Consider the following 14,948-nt stretch of genomic DNA (forward strand, 5'->3'; position numbering starts at 1 on the left):
CGGCACGCAGCCGGGCAAACCGAGGGCCAGCCATGAAGAAGGACGACCCCTGCATAGGGGTTTGCCAATGGGACGGGCGAACCGGCTGGTGCCTGGGCTGCGGGCGCACCGTCCCCGAGATCCGCGCGTGGAGGAAGATGACGCCCTACCGGCGCACCGCCCTCGCGCGCGAGCTCCCGCGCCGGATCGGGCAAGTCGCGGATACGTCGAACGAGCTGGCCGCGCCGCGCAGGGACAAACGTCGCGGTTCGAATGCTAAGGAGCCATCCCGACGACAAAGCACGACACCGAGCGAGGTCCATGACGACGATGGTTGAGACCCCTGCGGGTGCCCGAAAGGGTATCCCGGCCGGGATTTGGGCACTGGGCTTCGTCAGCATGCTGATGGACATCTCCTCGGAGATGATCCACGCGCTCCTGCCCATCTACATGGTCACGGTGCTCGGCACCTCGACGCTCGCGGTCGGGATCATCGAGGGCGTCGCCGAGGCAACCGCATCCATCGTGAAGGTGTTCTCGGGCGCCTTGAGCGACCGGCTCGGCAAGCGCAAGCTCCTGGCGGTCCTCGGCTACGGTCTCAGCGCGCTCACGAAGCCGATCTTCCCGCTGGCGGGTTCCCTGGAATGGCTGGTCGCAGCCCGCTTCGTCGACCGGGTCGGCAAGGGCATCCGCGGCGCGCCCCGCGACGCGCTGGTGGCCGACCTCGCGCCACCGGAACTGCGAGGTGCCAGCTTCGGCCTGCGGCAGACGCTCGATACCATCGGCGCCTTCACGGGCCCGCTGCTCGCCATCGGCTTGATGTGGCTCTTCGCCAACGACTTCCAAGCCGTCTTCTGGGTCGCGGTGCTGCCCGCTTTCCTGTCGGTCGCCGTACTGGTCTTCGCCGTGAAGGACCCCGCTACGACGACGACGCGCCGCCCGGCTCGCCTTCCTCTGCATCGGCAAGACCTCGCCCGGCTCGGCGTCCGTTACTGGTGGGTGGTCGCGGTCGCGGTGGTGCTGACGCTCGCCCGGTTCAGCGAGGCGTTCCTGCTGCTGCGCGTCCAGGAATTCGAGGTGCAGCCGTTCCTCCTTCCGCTCGTCCTGGTGGTGATGGGCGTCGCCTACTCCCTATCGTCCTACCCGGTCGGCGTGCTCTCGGACCGGATCGACCGCGTGAGGCTGCTGCAGGTCGGCCTTGTCCTACTCGTGCTGGCCGACGTGACCCTCGCGTTCGCCCCCAACTTGGCGCTGGCCGGGCTCGGCGTCGCGCTGTGGGGCCTCCACATGGGCTTCAGCCAGGGCCTTCTCGCGGCAATGGTCGCCGACACCGCGACCGCCGACCTTCGCGGAACCGCCTTCGGCATGTTCAACCTCCTGACCGGTCTGGCCCTGCTCGTCGCAAGCGTCACGGCTGGCGCGCTGTGGGACGCTATCGGCTCCTCGGCGACCTTTCTGGCGGGGGCTGCGTTCAGCGCGCTCGCACTTGGCGGTCTCTTCGTCGTCAGGCTCAAGCCGGCCCAATGAGGTGAAGGCGGCCGGGCTTCGAGGGCCGGCCTCGCCGGGGTCGGAACTCCCCGGGACGCCCTTCCGTCAGGTTCCGGCCAGGCAACGACTGTGTGCGCTCGGCACAGGCGCGCTTGACAAGACCGGCCAGACGGCAATAAATGTCGGCATCGGGGAGCGATCCCCCGACGAGGCTCCGGCTGAAGAATCGCGTCCCGACTGCATTCGATGCAAGGACGCGTCATGCCCGTGCCCAACACCATCACCGTCGAAAAACTCGCGCGCCTGATCGGCACCCCCGGCTGCCCTGCCGTGGTCGACGTGCGCTCCTACAGGGAGTTCCTTGTCGACCAGCGCCACGTGCCCGGCTCCTTGCCACGGTCGGCGGAGAAGGTCGCCGAGTGGGCGCCGGCCCTGCGCGGCAGGTCTGTCGTGGTCGTCTGCGAGGACGGCCGTCGCAATAGCCATGGGGTCGCCGCCTGGCTGCGCAGTGCCGGCGTCGAGGCCGAGGCCCTGCAGGGTGGCATCGCGGACTGGGCGGCCGCCGAACTGCCGATGGTTCCGGCCAACAAGATCCGCAACCGCGACGAGCAGGGCCGCACCGTCTGGGTCACGCGCGCCCGACCCAAGGTCGACCGCATCGCCTGCCCCTGGCTGATCCGCCGCTTCGTCGACCCGGACGCGGTGTTCCTGTTCGTGCCGCCGGGCGAGGTCGCCGGCGTCGCCGAGAAGTTCGAGGCCGCGCCCTTCGACATCGACGACCCGGGCACCTTCTGGAGCCACCGGGGCGAGCTCTGCACCTTCGACGTCATGGTCGAGGAGCTCGGCCTCGCGACGCCGCCGCTCCTGCACCTCGCGACGCTGGTGCGTGGGGCCGATACCGGCCGGCCCGACCTCGCCCCGGAAGCAGCGGGCCTTCTCGCGGCCTCGCTCGGGCTGTCGCGCATCTACGCGGACGACCTGGAGCAGCTCGACGCCGGGATGCTTCTCTACGACGCCTTCTATCGCTGGTGCCGGGACGCGACGGCGGAGCGCCATTCCTGGGACGGCGACCGCACCAAGGGGAAGGCGTGACCATGGCCGCGACCGCAGGCATCCATACGGCGCCGGCTCCCGGGGAGGCCGCCCCAGGAGCGCCGGTGCCCGTGACCCTGGCCGAGGCCGTACCGGTCTGGGCGCGCATCGCCGCGCTCTCCTTCGGCGGCCCGGCCGGGCAGATCGCCGTCATGCACCGCGTCCTCGTCGAGGAGAGGCGCTGGATCTCCGAGAACCGCTTCCTGCACGCCCTGAACTTCTGCACCCTCCTGCCGGGGCCGGAGGCGCAGCAGCTGGCGACCTATGTGGGCTGGCTGATGCACGGCACCCGCGGCGGTCTCGTCGCCGGCGGCCTGTTCGTCCTGCCGGGCGTCGTCGCCATCATGGCCTTGAGCTGGGTCTACGCGCTCTACGGCAACGTCGGCCTCGTCGCCGGCCTGTTCTTCGGCCTGAAGGCGGCGGTGCTCGCCATCGTGCTCCAGGCGGTGATCCGCATCGGCAAGCGGGCGCTCAAGGGCCCCGTTATGGTCGGGCTCGCGGCGGCCGCGTTCGTGGGCATCTTCTTCCTCGGCGTGCCCTTCCCGCTGATCGTGCTGACGGCCGGCGTCATCGGCTACCTCGGTGGCCGGGCCGGGTTGCCGCAGTTCAAGGCTGGCGGGCACGGGGCCGGCGGCAAGGTCGTCGAGGGCCCCTTCCTGCTCGACGACCACGAGCTTCCGCGGGAGCGGGCCGCCGCCGGGCACACCCTGCGAATGCTGCTCGTCTGGGGGGCGATCTGGCTGGTTCCCGTCGCGGCCATTCTGCTCGCCTTCGGCTCGGACGACGTCTTCGCCCAGGTCGCGGTGTTCTTCTCGAAAATGGCGATGGTGACCTTCGGGGGCGCCTACGCGGTGCTGTCCTACGTCGCCCAGCAGGCGGTGGAGCACTACGGCTGGCTCAGGCCCGGCGAGATGCTGGACGGCCTCGGCATGGCCGAGACCACACCTGGGCCGCTCATCATGGTCACCCAGTTCGTCGGCTTCCTCGCCGCCTACCGGGCACCCGGCGCCCTGCCGCCGCTGATGGCCGGCACGCTAGGCGGTCTGCTGACCACCTGGGTGACCTTCGCGCCCTGCTTCCTCTGGATCTTCGTCGGCGCCCCTTACGTCGAGCGCCTGCGAGGAAACCGGGCCTTGGCCGGCGCGCTCTCGGCCATCACCGCGGCGGTGGTCGGCGTGATCCTCAACCTCGCGGTCTGGTTCGCCCTGCACACCGTCTTCGCCGAGACCCGGCCGTTCACGGCCGGGCCGATCCGGTTCGACGTGCCGGTGCCGTCGAGCCTGAACCCGTGGGCGCTCGCCCTGGCGGCCGCGGCGGTGCTGGCGGTGTTCCGCTTCAAGGTCGGCATGGTCCCGACGCTGGCGGCCTGCGCCGCGGCCGGCGTCGCGTTGCATCTCGCGGGGCTGGTCTGATGAGGCTGAACCTTGCCCTCGCGCTGCTGGCGCTGCTGACCTGCGGAAGCCCGACGGCGGTCTGGGCAGGGGCCGTCAGCTATGCCGATGCCCCGCTCGGCACCGTTCCGGCGGAGTTCGAGGCAGGGCAGACCGGTCCGGGGGAGCCTGGCCGCTGGGAAGTCGTCTCCGACGCGGAGGCGGCCGGCGGCCGGGCCGTCGCCCAGTCGAGCCAGGACAGGACCGACGGGCGTTTCCCGCTCCTGATCCGTCGAGCGGCCGCCCCGGCGGACGTGGCGGTCTGGGCGCGGATCAAGCCGGTGGCGGGCGAGGTCGATCAAGCCGGAGGCCTCGCGATCCGCCTGCTCGATCCGAACAACTACTATCTCGTCCGTGCGAACGCCCTTGAAGGCAACGTGCGCTTCTACAAGGTCGTCGGCGGCCAGCGCGAGCAGCTGGCCGGTGTCGACCTCCCGATGCAGGCCGGCACTTGGCACACGCTCCGGCTTGAAGCGCGGGGGGACCGCTTCACGGTCTCATTCGACGGCCAGGAGCTGTTCGCGGCCACTGACACTGCGTTCACGACACCCGGCAAGGTCGCGTTCTGGACCAAGGCCGACAGCGTCACGCGCTTTGACGCCTTGAACGTGGAGCCACTGCAATGACCGCCGCCGTGATCCGGTTCATGCGCGGCTCGGTTCCGGTTTGTCTCGCCCTGTCGCTGGACCTTTCGCTCGCGGCGAGCGTGGGGGCCGGGGAGCCGTTTCGCCGGCTCAAGGGCTCTCAGATCATGGCCACGCTTTCAGGCAAGGAACTCACGGACGAAGTCCACTGGGCCTACGTGTTCGGGAAGGCCGGACGCCTGATCTTGGTCTCCCTCGGCACCCGAGGCACGGGTACTTGGCACGTCCGTAACGACGAGCTCTGCCTAGACGGCGGCCCCGACGGGCGTCGCTGCCTTCAGGTCTGGAGCTCGGGCCAGCGCGTCGAGCTTCGGCGCGAAGGCGGCTTGCCCGACGAGGGCATCCTCCAGGCGCCGCAAGCGCGCAGGTAGCGGCACCATCATCCCGGGCCTCGGGCCCAACGGAGACGACCATGAGCAAGCTCGCCTTCCTCGCAGGCCTCGGCCTCCTAGCCCTGGCCACCGGCGCGTCTGCCGCCGAACCCTGGCAGGACGCCATTGCCACCGGTCTCGGCAAGCCCGGCACAGCGATGCCGGGTGGGGTCTACCGCGTCGGCCTGCCCCGGACCGACCTCAACGTCACCCTCGACGGCGTGCAGTTGAAGCCGTCCTTCGCCCTGGGCTCTTGGCTTGCCTTCGTGAAGCATGGGAGCGGCGACGAGGTCATGGTCATGGGCGACCTCGTCCTCACCGACGACGAGGTCAACCCGGTGATGAAGCGGCTGGTCGAGGGCGGGCTGGAGATCACGGCTCTGCACAACCACCTGCTGCGCAATACGCCGCACACCATGTACATGCACGTTGGCGGCCACGGGGATGCGCGCAAGCTCGCCACGACCCTGCGCGAGGCCCTAGGCGCGAGCAAGACCCCCTTCGGCGGTGCGACGGCGGGGGCGACGCCTCCGAAGGTTGGCGGCGCGGAGCCCGCGTCCGCCGGGGAAGGGCCTGTGCCGGTGAAGGCGACGGCACCCGATCAGGCGCTCGACCTCGATACGGCGGCCATCGACGCGGTGCTCGGGCGCAAGGGCAAGGTCAACGGCGGCGTCTATGCCGTGAGCGTGCCTCGTGCGGAGACGCCGAAGGACCATGGCATGGAGGTGCCGGAGGCCATGGGTTCGGCCATCGCCATCAACTTCCAGCCGACCGGCGGCGGCAAGGCGGCCATCACCGGCGACTTCGTCCTGACCGCCGACGAGGTGAACCCGGTGATCAAGGCGCTGCGGGCGAGCGGCATCGAGGTCACGGCGCTCCACAACCACATGCTGGATGACGAGCCACGGCTGTTCTTCATGCACTTCTGGGCGAACGACGACGCGGCCAAGCTGGCCAAAGGCCTGCGGGACGCCCTCGACCAGGTGAAGGTCGCGAAGGGCTGACGCGGATGCACGGCTCAGGCTCCGCACCCTTCAAGGTCGCGGTCGTCTGGCGAGGCGATGCGCGGTCACGGGCCGAGGCACGCCCCGAGACCAGCCGGTTCGCGGCGGTGTTCGCCGCCCTCGACCGGCACGGGCTCGAAGGCGAGCCAGCCGTATGGGTCGAGGGCGAGGCCGATCTCCTCCGCGCCCAGCTCCTGGCGGTGGACGCCGTGCTGGTCTGGGTGAACCCCGTGACGGAGGATACCGGTGCGGGCCGCGGCGCCCTGGACGCGGTGCTGCGGGAGGTGGCCGCCACCGGAGTCCTCGTCAGCGGCCACCCGGACGTCATCGACCGGATGGGCACCAAGGAGGTGCTGGTCCGGACGCGGGAGATGGGCTGGGGTTCAGATACGCATCTCTACGCGAGCCATGCGGCCCTGATGGCCGGGTTCCCTGGGCGCGTGGCCGAGGGCCCGCGGGTGCTGAAGCGCAGCCGCGGCAACGGCGGGATCGGGGTCTGGAAGGTCGAGCGCGCCGCTGGACCGGACGTCCTAGTGCAGGAGGCGCGGGACAGGAGCCTGCGCACCGTGCCACTCGATGTGTTCCTCGCCGAGCGCGCCGCCGACTTCGCGGTTGGAGGCACCCTTGTCGATCAACCGTTCCAGGCTCGGCATTTGGAGGGAATGATCCGCTGCTACGTGAGCGGCACGCGTGTCGCGGGATACGGTGCCCAGCACGTGACCGCGCTGGCTCCGCCCGAGCACGGGCGCGCGCCGCCGCGCCTCTACTCGGGGCCGGAGGACGAACGCTTTCAGCGCCTGCGCGGCCTGATGGAAGCGAAGTGGATACCCGAGATGGCGTCACGGCTCGGGTTGGGGCTGGACGACCTGCCGGTCGTTTGGGACGCCGACTTCCTGCTCGGGCCGAGGGATGCCGCCGGCGAGGACACCTACGTGCTCTGCGAGATCAACGCGAGCTCGGTGTACCCCATCCCCGACGAGGCGCATGGCGCCCTCGCCGCGACGACGCTGCGACGTTTGAGTGAAGCCCGCGCCTACCTACCGGAGCGTGCCTGACGACGCCCGCTCAACGCCCGTTCGGGCAAGCGGCGGGCGTCCCGGCCTCTCCGACGCCCTCAGTACCCGTGGTGGTGATGGTGGTGGCCCCGGTCGAAGTGGATGGGGCTGTCGTAGCCATAACGGTGGTGACGCTCGTAGCCGTGGCGGTGGCCATAGCCATGACCGTAGCCATGACCGTAGCCATGGTGACCGTCGTGATGGTGGTGGTGGCGCGGCCCGCGCTCGTACCACTGCGCGGAGGCGGCGCCTGGGAGCAGCACCAGGGTGGCGGCGACCAGGCCTGCGATGCGGAGCTTCATGGGATGACCCTCGTGGTTCGGGATGCGGCCAGACTGCTCGCTACGCGTTGAACCGGTTCTGAAGCAGACGAGCAGCCTCCGTTCAGCCAAGCCCGCCGCCTCCGTCGACGACGTCCGGCCGTGCGCCCCACAAGGCAATGGCCAACACGAGGTTCGCCAGCGCGAGCGCCGCCAGCAGGCCATAGGCGGCGTCGGCGCCGCCGTAGGTGAGCGCCACCGCTCCGAGGGAGGGTGCCACGGCCTGGGCGATCAGGCCCGGCCGGGCCAGGCGCCCCACGAGCACCGGGTAGCGGACCGGGCCGAACAGGGCGAGAGGCACCGTGCCCCGGGCGATGGAGTAGATCCCGTTGCCCGCGCCGTAGAGGACCAGGGCGAGGCCGACCGCCGGCACGCCCGCCGCCAGGATGGCCAGCCCCAGGACCACGAGCGCCATGGCCACGGTCAGGGTCCAGAGCGGGTGGTGCCGGCCTTTGTTCGCCATCTCGACGATGCGTGCCCCGACCTGGGCCGGCCCGATCAGCGCGCCATAGGAGACGGCCGCGGCCAGCGCGACGCCACGGGCCTGCAGCAGCGCGATCAGGTGCACCGAGACCAGCGTCATCACGGTGCCGCCAAGAACCAGCACGCCGGCCATCAGCCGGTAGGCCCGGCGCTCGCAGGGCGTCAGTGGACCGTTCGCGTGGTGCTCCACACCTCTTGCGGGCTTTCGGGCAGGCGCCTTCGGGATGAGACCCAGTACCAGTGGCAGGGTCACGATGAGGTGCAATCCGGCATAGGCGAGGCAGGCGTGGCGCCAGCCGACCTGCGCGACGAGGAAGGCCGAGAGCGGCCAGCAGACGGTGCTGGCGAACCCGCCCCAAAGCGTCAGCGTCGTGATGGCCGGGCGCGCCTCGGCGCCGTAGAGCCGGCCGAGGGTGGCGAAGGCCGGGTCGTAGAGGCCGCAACCCATGCCGAGGCCGAGGAGGAGCCAGCCGGCGAGGAACACGGGCAGGCTCGGTGCGAGGCTGAGCACGACGTGGCCCGCCGCCAGCAGCAGGGCGGCGGATGCCAGGACCGGGCGACCCCCGTGCCGGTGAATGGCGATTCCCACGCGGGGCGAGGCGATTGCCGCCACCAGCAGGCCGATGGACAAACCGCCGATCACCCAGGCGAGAGGCCAGCCGGTATCCGCTGCGATAGGCCCGGCGAACACAGCCGGCAGGTAGAAGGACGAGCCCCAGGCGAGGATCTCAACCACGCCGAGGGCGGAGATGACGGTGAGGCGGCCGCCCGGATCAGGCCTCACGGGAGGCAGGCTTGAGCGCCGCTCCCTTGCCCGCGGCGCCGCGCTCGTACCAGCCCTGGGAGCGGTTCACGATCCACACGACCGAGAGCATGACCGGTACCTCGACCAGCACGCCAACGACGGTGGCGAGCGCCGCGCCCGAGTTGAAGCCGAACAGGCTGATGGCCGCCGCCACCGCGAGCTCGAAGAAGTTCGAAGCACCGATCAGCGCGGACGGACCGGCCACGCAGTGCTGCTCGCCCGCGGCGCGGTTGAGGAGGTAGGCCAGCCCCGAGTTCAGGTAGACCTGGATGAGGATGGGCACCGCCAGCAGGCCGATGACCGCCGGCTGCGCCAGGATCTGCTCGCCCTGGAAGCCGAACAGCAGCACCAGGGTGGCCAGGAGGGCGACGAGCGAGACAGGTCCGAGCCGGGCGAGCAGCCGGTCAAGGGCGGCCTGCCCGCCCGAGGCGAGGAGGCTCCGGCGCACGACCTGGGCGACTATCACCGGGATGACGATGTAGAGGACCACCGACAGCACAAGCGTGCCCCAGGGCACCGTGATGGCCGAGAGCCCGAGCAGCAGGCCGACGATGGGCGCGAAAGCCACCACCATGATCGTGTCGTTGAGCGCCACCTGGCTCAGGGTGAAGTGCGGCTCGCCCCGGGTCAGGTTCGACCAGACGAACACCATAGCGGTGCAGGGCGCCGCCGCCAGGATGATGAGCCCGGCGATGTAGCTGTCGACTTGGTCGGCCGGCAGGTAGGGCCGGAACAGGTACCCGATGAAGAGCCAGCCCAGCAGCGCCATCGAGAAGGGCTTCACCGCCCAGTTGATGAACAGGGTCACGCCGATGCCGCGCCAGTGCCGACCGACATGCTGCAGCGAGGCGAAGTCGATCTTGAGCAGCATGGGGATGACCATGAGCCAGATCAGGACGGCCACCGGCAGGTTCACCCGGGCGACCTCGGCGGCGCCGACGGCGTGGAAGAAGCCCGGCATGACGTGGCCGAGCGCGATGCCGGCCAGGATGCACAGCGCGACCCAGAAGGTCAGGTAGCGTTCGAAGGTGCTCATGGTGCCTCAGGCGGTGGCGACGCGGCGGCCGCGCTCGTCGACGACGCGCTCGCCGTCCTCCTTCACGAACTCGCCCTGCTGGGCGGGCAGCAGGTCCAGCACCGCCTCGGACGGCCGGCACAGCCGCACGCCCTTCGGGCTCACTACCAGCGGGCGGTTGAGCAGGACCGGGTGGGCCTCGACGGCGTCGAGGAGCTGGTCGTCGGTCAGCGCCGGGTCGGCGAGGCCGAGCTCGGCGTAGGGCGTGCCCTTCTCGCGAAGCGCGTCCCGGACCGAGAGGCCGGCGCGGGCGAGCAACTGCTTGAGGAGCGTCCGGCTCGGTGGCGACTTGAGGTACTCGACCACGTGCGGCTCGACCCCGGCGTTGCGGATCATCGCCAGGGTGTTGCGGGACGTGCCGCAGGCGGGGTTGTGGTAGACGACGACGTCGAACGCCTCAGGCATGGGCGGGGTCTCCGGTGAGGCAATCGCAGGCGGACAGGGCGGCGACGGCGGGGGCGCAGACCTCGGGTCGGCCCTGGCAGCAGTCGCGCATGAGGAAGGCGATTAGGTCGGACAGGCCGGCATAGGCGGCGCTGTAGATGACCGACTTGCCCTCGCGCCGGGACGTGATGAGGCCGGCATGCGAGAGCTCCTTCAAGTGGAAGGACAGGTTGGTGCTCGCGACCCCGACCTCGGTCGCCAGCGCTCCGGCGGCGAGGCCATCCGGTCCGGCAGTGACCAGCGCGCGCACGACCCGGAAGCGATGCTCCTGCCCCAGCGCGGCGAATGCGGCGACGGCTTGCCGTTCTTCCATGATTGGTCCATCAATCCAACGTTCGTTGAAACGTATGGGATGACTGCCGCGTGGACAAGCCCCAACAGCCGTTCGCCGACGGGATGCCGAACCTCTCCGAGGCGCACTTTGAGATGCCGACCTCGGAGCGGGTGCTGGCGCCCGCGCTGCTCGACCACGCGCCGTGCTTCCTGATCCTCTACGGCTCGCTTCGGGAGCGCTCGTTCAGCCGCTTTCTCGCCTACGAGGCGGCCCGGCTTCTGGAGGCGATGGGCGGCGAGGTCCGCATCTTCCACGCGGACGGCCTGCCGCTGCCCGACGACGCCACCGCCGATCATCCGAAGGTGCAGGAGCTCCGTCAGCTCTCGATCTGGTCTGAGGGGCAGATCTGGGTCAGCCCCGAGCGGCACGGCAACCTTACCGGCGTGATGAAGGCCCAGGTTGATTGGCTGCCGCTGAGCGAGGGCTCGGTGCGACCGACCCAAGGGCGAACGCTCGCCGTCATGCAGGTCTCGGGTGGGTCGCAGAGCTTCAATGCGGTCAACAGCCTGCGGGTGCTCGGGCGCTGGATGCGGATGATCACCATCCCGAACCAGTCGTCCGTGCCGATGGCCTACAAGGAGTTCGACGACGCCGGTCGCATGAGGCCGGGGCCGCTCTACGACCGGGTGGTGGACGTCTGCGAGGAGCTGATGAAGTTCACGCTCCTGACCCGCGGACGCGCCGACTACCTCGTCGACCGCTACTCGGAGCGGAAGGAGCGTGAGCCGGAACGCCTCAAAGCTGTCGCCGCCGACATCGGGATCGTGAAGCGGTAGGCTCACGCATCGGGCGATGGTGGCGGAGCGGTTGGCCGTGCCGGTCTTCAGCCTGTCTTACGAGCGTAGCGGCCCTCGTCCAGCGGCTCGAAGTACCGCCGTGGACGACGCGGACATCCATCTTCTTCTTGAGGTTGCCCGGCGTCAGGGGCTCCTTGTGCAAGGTGGCGCCGCGGAGCGTCACGGCCTTGAGCTCCGGCAGGATCTCGACCGGCGTCAGGGGGCCACGCTCGACAAGGAGCTCGGCTATCTCCTGCATCACCCGATCCCAGGATTCCTCTGCGCGAAACCGATCGAGCAGGTTCTCGACCTTGGCGAGGCGCACGTGGACGCGCCCGGCCTTGCCCTCGGCGGCCTTGGCTCGGGCGGCGAGCGCGGCGCTCTCGGCCTGAGGATCTTGGCCTCCCGGCCCGACCATTCCGTCCAGAGACCGCTTGTGAGCGAAGAGCGGCCATTCCAGCTGTTGTGGCAGAAGGTCCCGAAGGGCGCATTCCAGTAATCTCCCAGAGACGTCCTCGCCGTCATGGGGCCGGGCTCCGCCGACGCGGCCGCCTCCGACCTCACGCTGAGCGTCGCCGGCACCCAGACCTGAGGGCCCCGCCAGGGGTACGTGCTTCCCTGACTTTCCGTTACAGACCTCCGGCGCCGCGTTACGAAAGGCTGATGTAACGGGGCGCTATCGACCGATACGTATCCCCTCTGCAGGGGGTACCCGATTTGGAGACTTACGTACTCCGGGCCAGGGAACCCTTTACCACGGGGGCAATCGCGGCTTGCGGGCGATTCGACGAGCTGGGATCGTCGCCTCGAACAGGGAGGCCGCCATGAACGCCACGAACATCGCCGAGGGTTTCGACGTCGGCTTCCAGCGCCTCGCGGTGGCGGCTTTCAACCTGCACATGGACCGCGTCGAGGCCCGCCAGGATGCCGCCTTCGAGCAGCGCGACCGCCGGCTGTCCGCCGTCGGACGTGTGGCCGCCCGGGTCCGCGAGGACGCCGAGACTATCTCCGACCTGCAGGCCGAGGTCGCCCGGCTCCGGGCCGAAGCGGACACCTGGCGCGTGCGGGCCCTCGGCGCCGAGGGGCGGCTGGAGACCGTGGCCGGGGCGCTCCGGACGCTCCGGGGATCGCGCGCGGCATGACGGAATGCCCTCACGGGCGCAGAGATGCTGACGGTATGCTCTCGTGTGCGCACAAGTGTGCACAGGGCAAGGCACAACGGTCCTGAGCAAGATTTCCACAAAAAAGTAAGGCCCGCCCCGGTCGCCCAGGGCGGGCCTCTTTTCGTCCGGCGGTGCGTGGCGGTCAGGCGGCGCGGAGGGCGGCCGGCTCGGGCTGGTCGTCGATGAGGTCCTGCAGGATCGCGAGGGCGTGCGCCTTCGGGTCCTCGGCCTTCGGCTTGACCGGCTCGTCGGCGGCGCACTTGCCCACCAGGACGATTTCGTTGCCGACCCGGGCGAACCCCCGGCCCACTCGCGGCTCCCGGCAGAGCGCGAGGTTCGCGATGGGCCGTTCGCCTAGGGCGTGCTCCCCGACGCGCTTGGCCCCGTGCTGCGTGAGGCGATGGAGGTCGGCCGGCGGGAGCGCGCCGATCCACTTCACGATGTCGTCGGGCACGCCCTGCATGGAGGGAGCCGGGTGGCGGCCGCCGGAGAGCCTCGCGAGGGCGTAGTCGACGCAGCGCTGGCCGACGTCCACGTCGAGCCCCGGCAGGTCGGAGCCGCCCGCCTTGGGGGCGTTCGCGACGCGGTCGAGGGATTCCTCTACCTCGTCGACCGGCGGCGCGAGGTTCGGGAAGATGGAGCGCACAACCCACTTGCCGCCCTCCCACACCGACTTCGTCATCGCCGCCATCATCAGCATCACCAGGATGGCCATCCGCCTCAGTGTACGCATGTCGTCGTCCCTTTCCCGTTCGTGCGGTCCCAGGACGATTTTTCCCCGCACGTACGCATGCCACCAGAGCGTACGTGCGTTTTTCAGCGCCCCCAGATCCGCGCCGCGGCGGCCTGCGCCTCGGGCGTGTCCGACCGGACGACGGGCAGGCCGGCCTCCGTCATCTCGTCGTAAGCCGGCGCCCGAGCCCAGACCTGGCGGGCCGTGGCTCGCTCGATGATCGCCCAGTAGCCGCCCCACTCGACGACCGTCCCGGCCTCGTAGCCGTGGCCCTCGCGCATGCGCATGCGGACGACGTCGAGGGATAGCCCGGCCGCGTGGGCGAGCCGGCGGTGGAGCCGCGCCTCGGCGCCCGCGGGGTCGAGCTCGTCGGCGGCGACGTGCGTCGGTATCGCCGGCAGGGAGCCGTCGGCGCCGAGGCGGTGGACGACGTGCCCTCCGCCCCAGAGGCCGGCCCCCTGCGAGGACATGCCGGCCCGCGTCGTCACGAGCAGCGTCCCCGGCTCGGCATCCAGCTCGTAGACGCCGACGAGGGCGAGGCCGGCCCCCTCCCAGCGGGCGGCCCGGATCGGCCGGTCGTTGGCGACGTGGCCCGTGGCCGGGTCGGCGAGCCGGGCGGTCCAGAGCCACGAATCCGCGCTGAGGCGAGAAATAAGCATGCCGCAGCGTGCCACCGTGCCCTCCGATCGGCAAGCGCCCTGGCCCAGGTGTGTAAGTAATGTGAGCGTTAATCGCGACGGGCGAGGCCCTTGCGCGGGAATAAATGGTATATTGATGGTATCACTCTACAGAGGGTCGCGGGTCGCAGTGGATTGCACCCAGTAGATATTCCTGCGCTACTTCTTGCGAATCCTTGCGCGAGTGCTACTTTTTTCTCCGTCGCCACTAAACGGAGATGGATGGTGCTGAGACGTAGAGGTCCGCCCTTGTCGACGACGGACGTTCGCGCCCGGCTGCGGGACGACTGCGTCCGTCGCGGCGGGCAGCGCGCGTGGGCCCGCGTCCACGACGTCGCCGACACGTACGTCAGCGGCGTCATCGCCGGACGGCAGGAGCCGGGGCCGAAAATCCTCCGCGCGCTCGGGCTCCAGAAGGGCGAGCCGACCTTCATCGAGATCTGGGAGCCGTCCTATGCAGAAGAGTGAGCCGCGCCCCGGGGCGTCCTACCGCGCCGAGCGGAAGGCCGCCGCCCGCATGCTGGCCAAGGTCAACAAGGTGAAGGGCGCGCCCTCGCGCCAGGTCCGCCGCGATGTCGAGGCGTTCGAGGCTATGCGCCGCGTCAGCATCGCCACCGCCCGCGGGGGACAGGCCTGATGTCCCGCCCCTCGTTCGCCGACAACCTCGTCGAGCTCGACGTTGCTCAGACCCGGGCTCGCCTCGCGGCCGCTCTCTCCGCCGTGAAGGGGCACGCCGGCTACGCCGCTGGCCCCCGCTCCGCGACGCTCCAGGGTGCCGTCGGCGCCGTCGAGCGCGCCCTCCTGCTCGCGTCGAGGGAGTGCATTCAGCGCCTCGACGCGGCCCTCGCCGAGGCGGACCGCCCGCCCGCGAGCCTCGCCGAGGCCCATGCCGACATCGTCGCCGGCCTCGACGCGGACGCGCCGCCCCCGCCCGTCCGCCGGTCGCCGCCCCCGCCCCCGATGCGAGGCCCCGTCCCCCCGCGGCCGCGCCTGCCGGCCCGCCCCTGATCCGTGCGTCGTGCGCCAGGCGGCAGTGGCGTCCCAATCAGAAACGACAGTCCTGCATCCGACGAGG

At 70.4% G+C, this 14,948-nt stretch carries 21 protein-coding genes; 14 read left to right on the forward strand and 7 right to left on the reverse strand.

The window, feature by feature from the left end; translation table 11 throughout:
* Nucleotides 1-32: 32 nt before the first annotated feature.
* The 8 genes from MFF54_RS13960 (at nt 33) to MFF54_RS13995 (ending at nt 7,063) form a co-directional block, all read left to right on the forward strand.
* Nucleotides 33-317, forward strand: coding sequence for a DUF1289 domain-containing protein (locus MFF54_RS13960; protein ID WP_238303522.1), 285 nt, complete (start codon nt 33-35; stop codon nt 315-317).
* Entirely contained in the window at nt 301-1,506 is a 1,206-nt protein-coding gene (locus tag MFF54_RS13965; RefSeq protein WP_238303523.1) for an MFS transporter, read from the forward strand. The genes MFF54_RS13960 and MFF54_RS13965 overlap by 17 nt, the downstream gene beginning before the upstream one ends.
* Before the next feature lie 222 nt (nt 1,507-1,728).
* A complete protein-coding gene (locus MFF54_RS13970; protein WP_238303524.1) occupies nt 1,729-2,559 on the forward strand; it encodes a chromate resistance protein ChrB domain-containing protein in 831 nt (276 codons plus the stop codon).
* 2 nt (nt 2,560-2,561) lie between these two features.
* Entirely contained in the window at nt 2,562-3,971 is a 1,410-nt protein-coding gene (chrA, locus tag MFF54_RS13975) for a chromate efflux transporter (protein ID WP_238303525.1), read from the forward strand.
* Entirely contained in the window at nt 3,971-4,615 is a 645-nt protein-coding gene (locus tag MFF54_RS13980) for a hypothetical protein (RefSeq protein WP_238303526.1), read from the forward strand. Before chrA ends, MFF54_RS13980 begins: the two co-directional genes overlap by 1 nt.
* Nucleotides 4,612-5,004, forward strand: coding sequence for a hypothetical protein (locus MFF54_RS13985; RefSeq protein ID WP_238303527.1), 393 nt, complete (start codon nt 4,612-4,614; stop codon nt 5,002-5,004). The genes MFF54_RS13980 and MFF54_RS13985 overlap by 4 nt, the downstream gene beginning before the upstream one ends.
* Before the next feature lie 41 nt (nt 5,005-5,045).
* Nucleotides 5,046-6,008, forward strand: a complete 963-nt coding sequence (locus tag MFF54_RS13990) for a DUF1259 domain-containing protein (RefSeq protein WP_238303528.1) — start codon at nt 5,046-5,048, stop codon at nt 6,006-6,008.
* Between the two features lie 5 nt (nt 6,009-6,013).
* Nucleotides 6,014-7,063 (forward strand): Cj0069 family protein, encoded by a 1,050-nt coding sequence (locus MFF54_RS13995; protein WP_238303529.1) that lies wholly within the window; start codon nt 6,014-6,016, stop codon nt 7,061-7,063.
* Between the two features lie 59 nt (nt 7,064-7,122).
* Here the strand turns inward: MFF54_RS13995 and MFF54_RS14000 are convergent, their stop codons facing one another.
* The 5 genes from MFF54_RS14000 to MFF54_RS14020 all read right to left on the reverse strand — a co-directional run bounded on the left by MFF54_RS14000 (nt 7,123) and on the right by MFF54_RS14020 (nt 10,503).
* A complete protein-coding gene (locus MFF54_RS14000; protein WP_238303530.1) occupies nt 7,123-7,326 on the reverse strand; it encodes a hypothetical protein in 204 nt (67 codons plus the stop codon).
* A 121-nt stretch (nt 7,327-7,447) separates the two neighbouring features.
* Complete coding sequence (locus MFF54_RS14005; protein WP_238303531.1) at nt 7,448-8,650, reverse strand: MFS transporter; 1,203 nt, start codon at nt 8,648-8,650, stop codon at nt 7,448-7,450.
* Complete coding sequence (arsB, locus tag MFF54_RS14010; RefSeq protein ID WP_238303532.1) at nt 8,640-9,707, reverse strand: ACR3 family arsenite efflux transporter; 1,068 nt, start codon at nt 9,705-9,707, stop codon at nt 8,640-8,642. The genes MFF54_RS14005 and arsB overlap by 11 nt, the downstream gene beginning before the upstream one ends.
* Before the next feature lie 6 nt (nt 9,708-9,713).
* The gene (arsC, locus tag MFF54_RS14015; RefSeq protein WP_238303533.1) at nt 9,714-10,151 is read right to left on the reverse strand and encodes an arsenate reductase (glutaredoxin); all 438 of its coding nucleotides are present in this window, start codon (nt 10,149-10,151) and stop codon (nt 9,714-9,716) included.
* A complete protein-coding gene (locus tag MFF54_RS14020; protein WP_238303534.1) occupies nt 10,144-10,503 on the reverse strand; it encodes an ArsR/SmtB family transcription factor in 360 nt (119 codons plus the stop codon). Before MFF54_RS14020 ends, arsC begins: the two co-directional genes overlap by 8 nt.
* Before the next feature lie 50 nt (nt 10,504-10,553).
* Here MFF54_RS14020 and arsH point away from each other — a divergent pair, with 50 nt between their 5' ends.
* The 3 genes from arsH (at nt 10,554) to MFF54_RS14035 (ending at nt 12,442) form a co-directional block, all read left to right on the forward strand.
* Nucleotides 10,554-11,300, forward strand: a complete 747-nt coding sequence (gene arsH, locus MFF54_RS14025; protein WP_238303535.1) for an arsenical resistance protein ArsH — start codon at nt 10,554-10,556, stop codon at nt 11,298-11,300.
* Between the two features lie 100 nt (nt 11,301-11,400).
* On the forward strand, nt 11,401-11,799 hold the full coding sequence (locus MFF54_RS14030; protein WP_238303536.1) for a hypothetical protein: 399 nt from the start codon (nt 11,401-11,403) through the stop codon (nt 11,797-11,799).
* A gap of 325 nt (nt 11,800-12,124) precedes the next feature.
* Nucleotides 12,125-12,442 (forward strand): hypothetical protein, encoded by a 318-nt coding sequence (locus MFF54_RS14035; RefSeq protein WP_238303537.1) that lies wholly within the window; start codon nt 12,125-12,127, stop codon nt 12,440-12,442.
* A 163-nt stretch (nt 12,443-12,605) separates the two neighbouring features.
* Here MFF54_RS14035 and MFF54_RS14040 read toward each other — a convergent pair whose 3' ends face one another.
* Both MFF54_RS14040 and MFF54_RS14045 read right to left on the reverse strand, forming a co-directional pair.
* Nucleotides 12,606-13,196: a hypothetical protein gene (locus tag MFF54_RS14040; protein WP_238303538.1), complete on the reverse strand. Its 591-nt coding sequence runs from the start codon at nt 13,194-13,196 to the stop codon at nt 12,606-12,608.
* Nucleotides 13,197-13,279: 83 nt separating this feature from the next.
* Entirely contained in the window at nt 13,280-13,855 is a 576-nt protein-coding gene (locus MFF54_RS14045) for a hypothetical protein (protein WP_238303539.1), read from the reverse strand.
* A 267-nt stretch (nt 13,856-14,122) separates the two neighbouring features.
* Between MFF54_RS14045 and MFF54_RS14050 the strand changes: the two genes are divergently transcribed.
* The 3 genes from MFF54_RS14050 to MFF54_RS14060 are packed head-to-tail and all read left to right on the forward strand — an operon-like array spanning nt 14,123 to nt 14,881.
* Nucleotides 14,123-14,341 (forward strand): hypothetical protein, encoded by a 219-nt coding sequence (locus tag MFF54_RS14050; protein WP_238303540.1) that lies wholly within the window; start codon nt 14,123-14,125, stop codon nt 14,339-14,341.
* Complete coding sequence (locus MFF54_RS14055) at nt 14,328-14,510, forward strand: hypothetical protein (RefSeq protein ID WP_238303541.1); 183 nt, start codon at nt 14,328-14,330, stop codon at nt 14,508-14,510. The genes MFF54_RS14050 and MFF54_RS14055 overlap by 14 nt, the downstream gene beginning before the upstream one ends.
* Complete coding sequence (locus tag MFF54_RS14060; RefSeq protein ID WP_238303542.1) at nt 14,510-14,881, forward strand: hypothetical protein; 372 nt, start codon at nt 14,510-14,512, stop codon at nt 14,879-14,881. The genes MFF54_RS14055 and MFF54_RS14060 overlap by 1 nt, the downstream gene beginning before the upstream one ends.
* The last annotated feature ends 67 nt before the right edge of the window (nt 14,882-14,948 follow it).

Origin of the sequence: Methylobacterium gregans (assembly GCF_022179245.1) — a bacterium.
Lineage (GTDB): Bacteria > Pseudomonadota > Alphaproteobacteria > Rhizobiales > Beijerinckiaceae > Methylobacterium > Methylobacterium gregans.

What these genes read in the sequence shown, in the direction of transcription:
- arsC (WP_238303533.1), bottom strand. Translation starts at nt 10,151, where the DNA reads ATGCCTGAGGCGTTCGACGTCGTCGTCTACCACAACCCCGCCTGCGGC.
- MFF54_RS13965 (WP_238303523.1), top strand. Translation starts at nt 301, where the DNA reads ATGACGACGATGGTTGAGACCCCTGCGGGTGCCCGAAAGGGTATCCCG.
- MFF54_RS13980 (WP_238303526.1), top strand. Translation starts at nt 3,971, where the DNA reads ATGAGGCTGAACCTTGCCCTCGCGCTGCTGGCGCTGCTGACCTGCGGA.
- MFF54_RS14035 (WP_238303537.1), top strand. Translation starts at nt 12,125, where the DNA reads ATGAACGCCACGAACATCGCCGAGGGTTTCGACGTCGGCTTCCAGCGC.
- MFF54_RS13995 (WP_238303529.1), top strand. Translation starts at nt 6,014, where the DNA reads ATGCACGGCTCAGGCTCCGCACCCTTCAAGGTCGCGGTCGTCTGGCGA.
- MFF54_RS13960 (WP_238303522.1), top strand. Translation starts at nt 33, where the DNA reads ATGAAGAAGGACGACCCCTGCATAGGGGTTTGCCAATGGGACGGGCGA.
- arsB (WP_238303532.1), bottom strand. Translation starts at nt 9,707, where the DNA reads ATGAGCACCTTCGAACGCTACCTGACCTTCTGGGTCGCGCTGTGCATC.
- MFF54_RS14055 (WP_238303541.1), top strand. Translation starts at nt 14,328, where the DNA reads ATGCAGAAGAGTGAGCCGCGCCCCGGGGCGTCCTACCGCGCCGAGCGG.
- MFF54_RS13985 (WP_238303527.1), top strand. Translation starts at nt 4,612, where the DNA reads ATGACCGCCGCCGTGATCCGGTTCATGCGCGGCTCGGTTCCGGTTTGT.
- MFF54_RS13970 (WP_238303524.1), top strand. Translation starts at nt 1,729, where the DNA reads ATGCCCGTGCCCAACACCATCACCGTCGAAAAACTCGCGCGCCTGATC.
- MFF54_RS14060 (WP_238303542.1), top strand. Translation starts at nt 14,510, where the DNA reads ATGTCCCGCCCCTCGTTCGCCGACAACCTCGTCGAGCTCGACGTTGCT.
- MFF54_RS14045 (WP_238303539.1), bottom strand. Translation starts at nt 13,855, where the DNA reads ATGCTTATTTCTCGCCTCAGCGCGGATTCGTGGCTCTGGACCGCCCGG.
- MFF54_RS13990 (WP_238303528.1), top strand. Translation starts at nt 5,046, where the DNA reads ATGAGCAAGCTCGCCTTCCTCGCAGGCCTCGGCCTCCTAGCCCTGGCC.
- MFF54_RS14040 (WP_238303538.1), bottom strand. Translation starts at nt 13,196, where the DNA reads ATGCGTACACTGAGGCGGATGGCCATCCTGGTGATGCTGATGATGGCG.
- chrA (WP_238303525.1), top strand. Translation starts at nt 2,562, where the DNA reads ATGGCCGCGACCGCAGGCATCCATACGGCGCCGGCTCCCGGGGAGGCC.
- MFF54_RS14020 (WP_238303534.1), bottom strand. Translation starts at nt 10,503, where the DNA reads ATGGAAGAACGGCAAGCCGTCGCCGCATTCGCCGCGCTGGGGCAGGAG.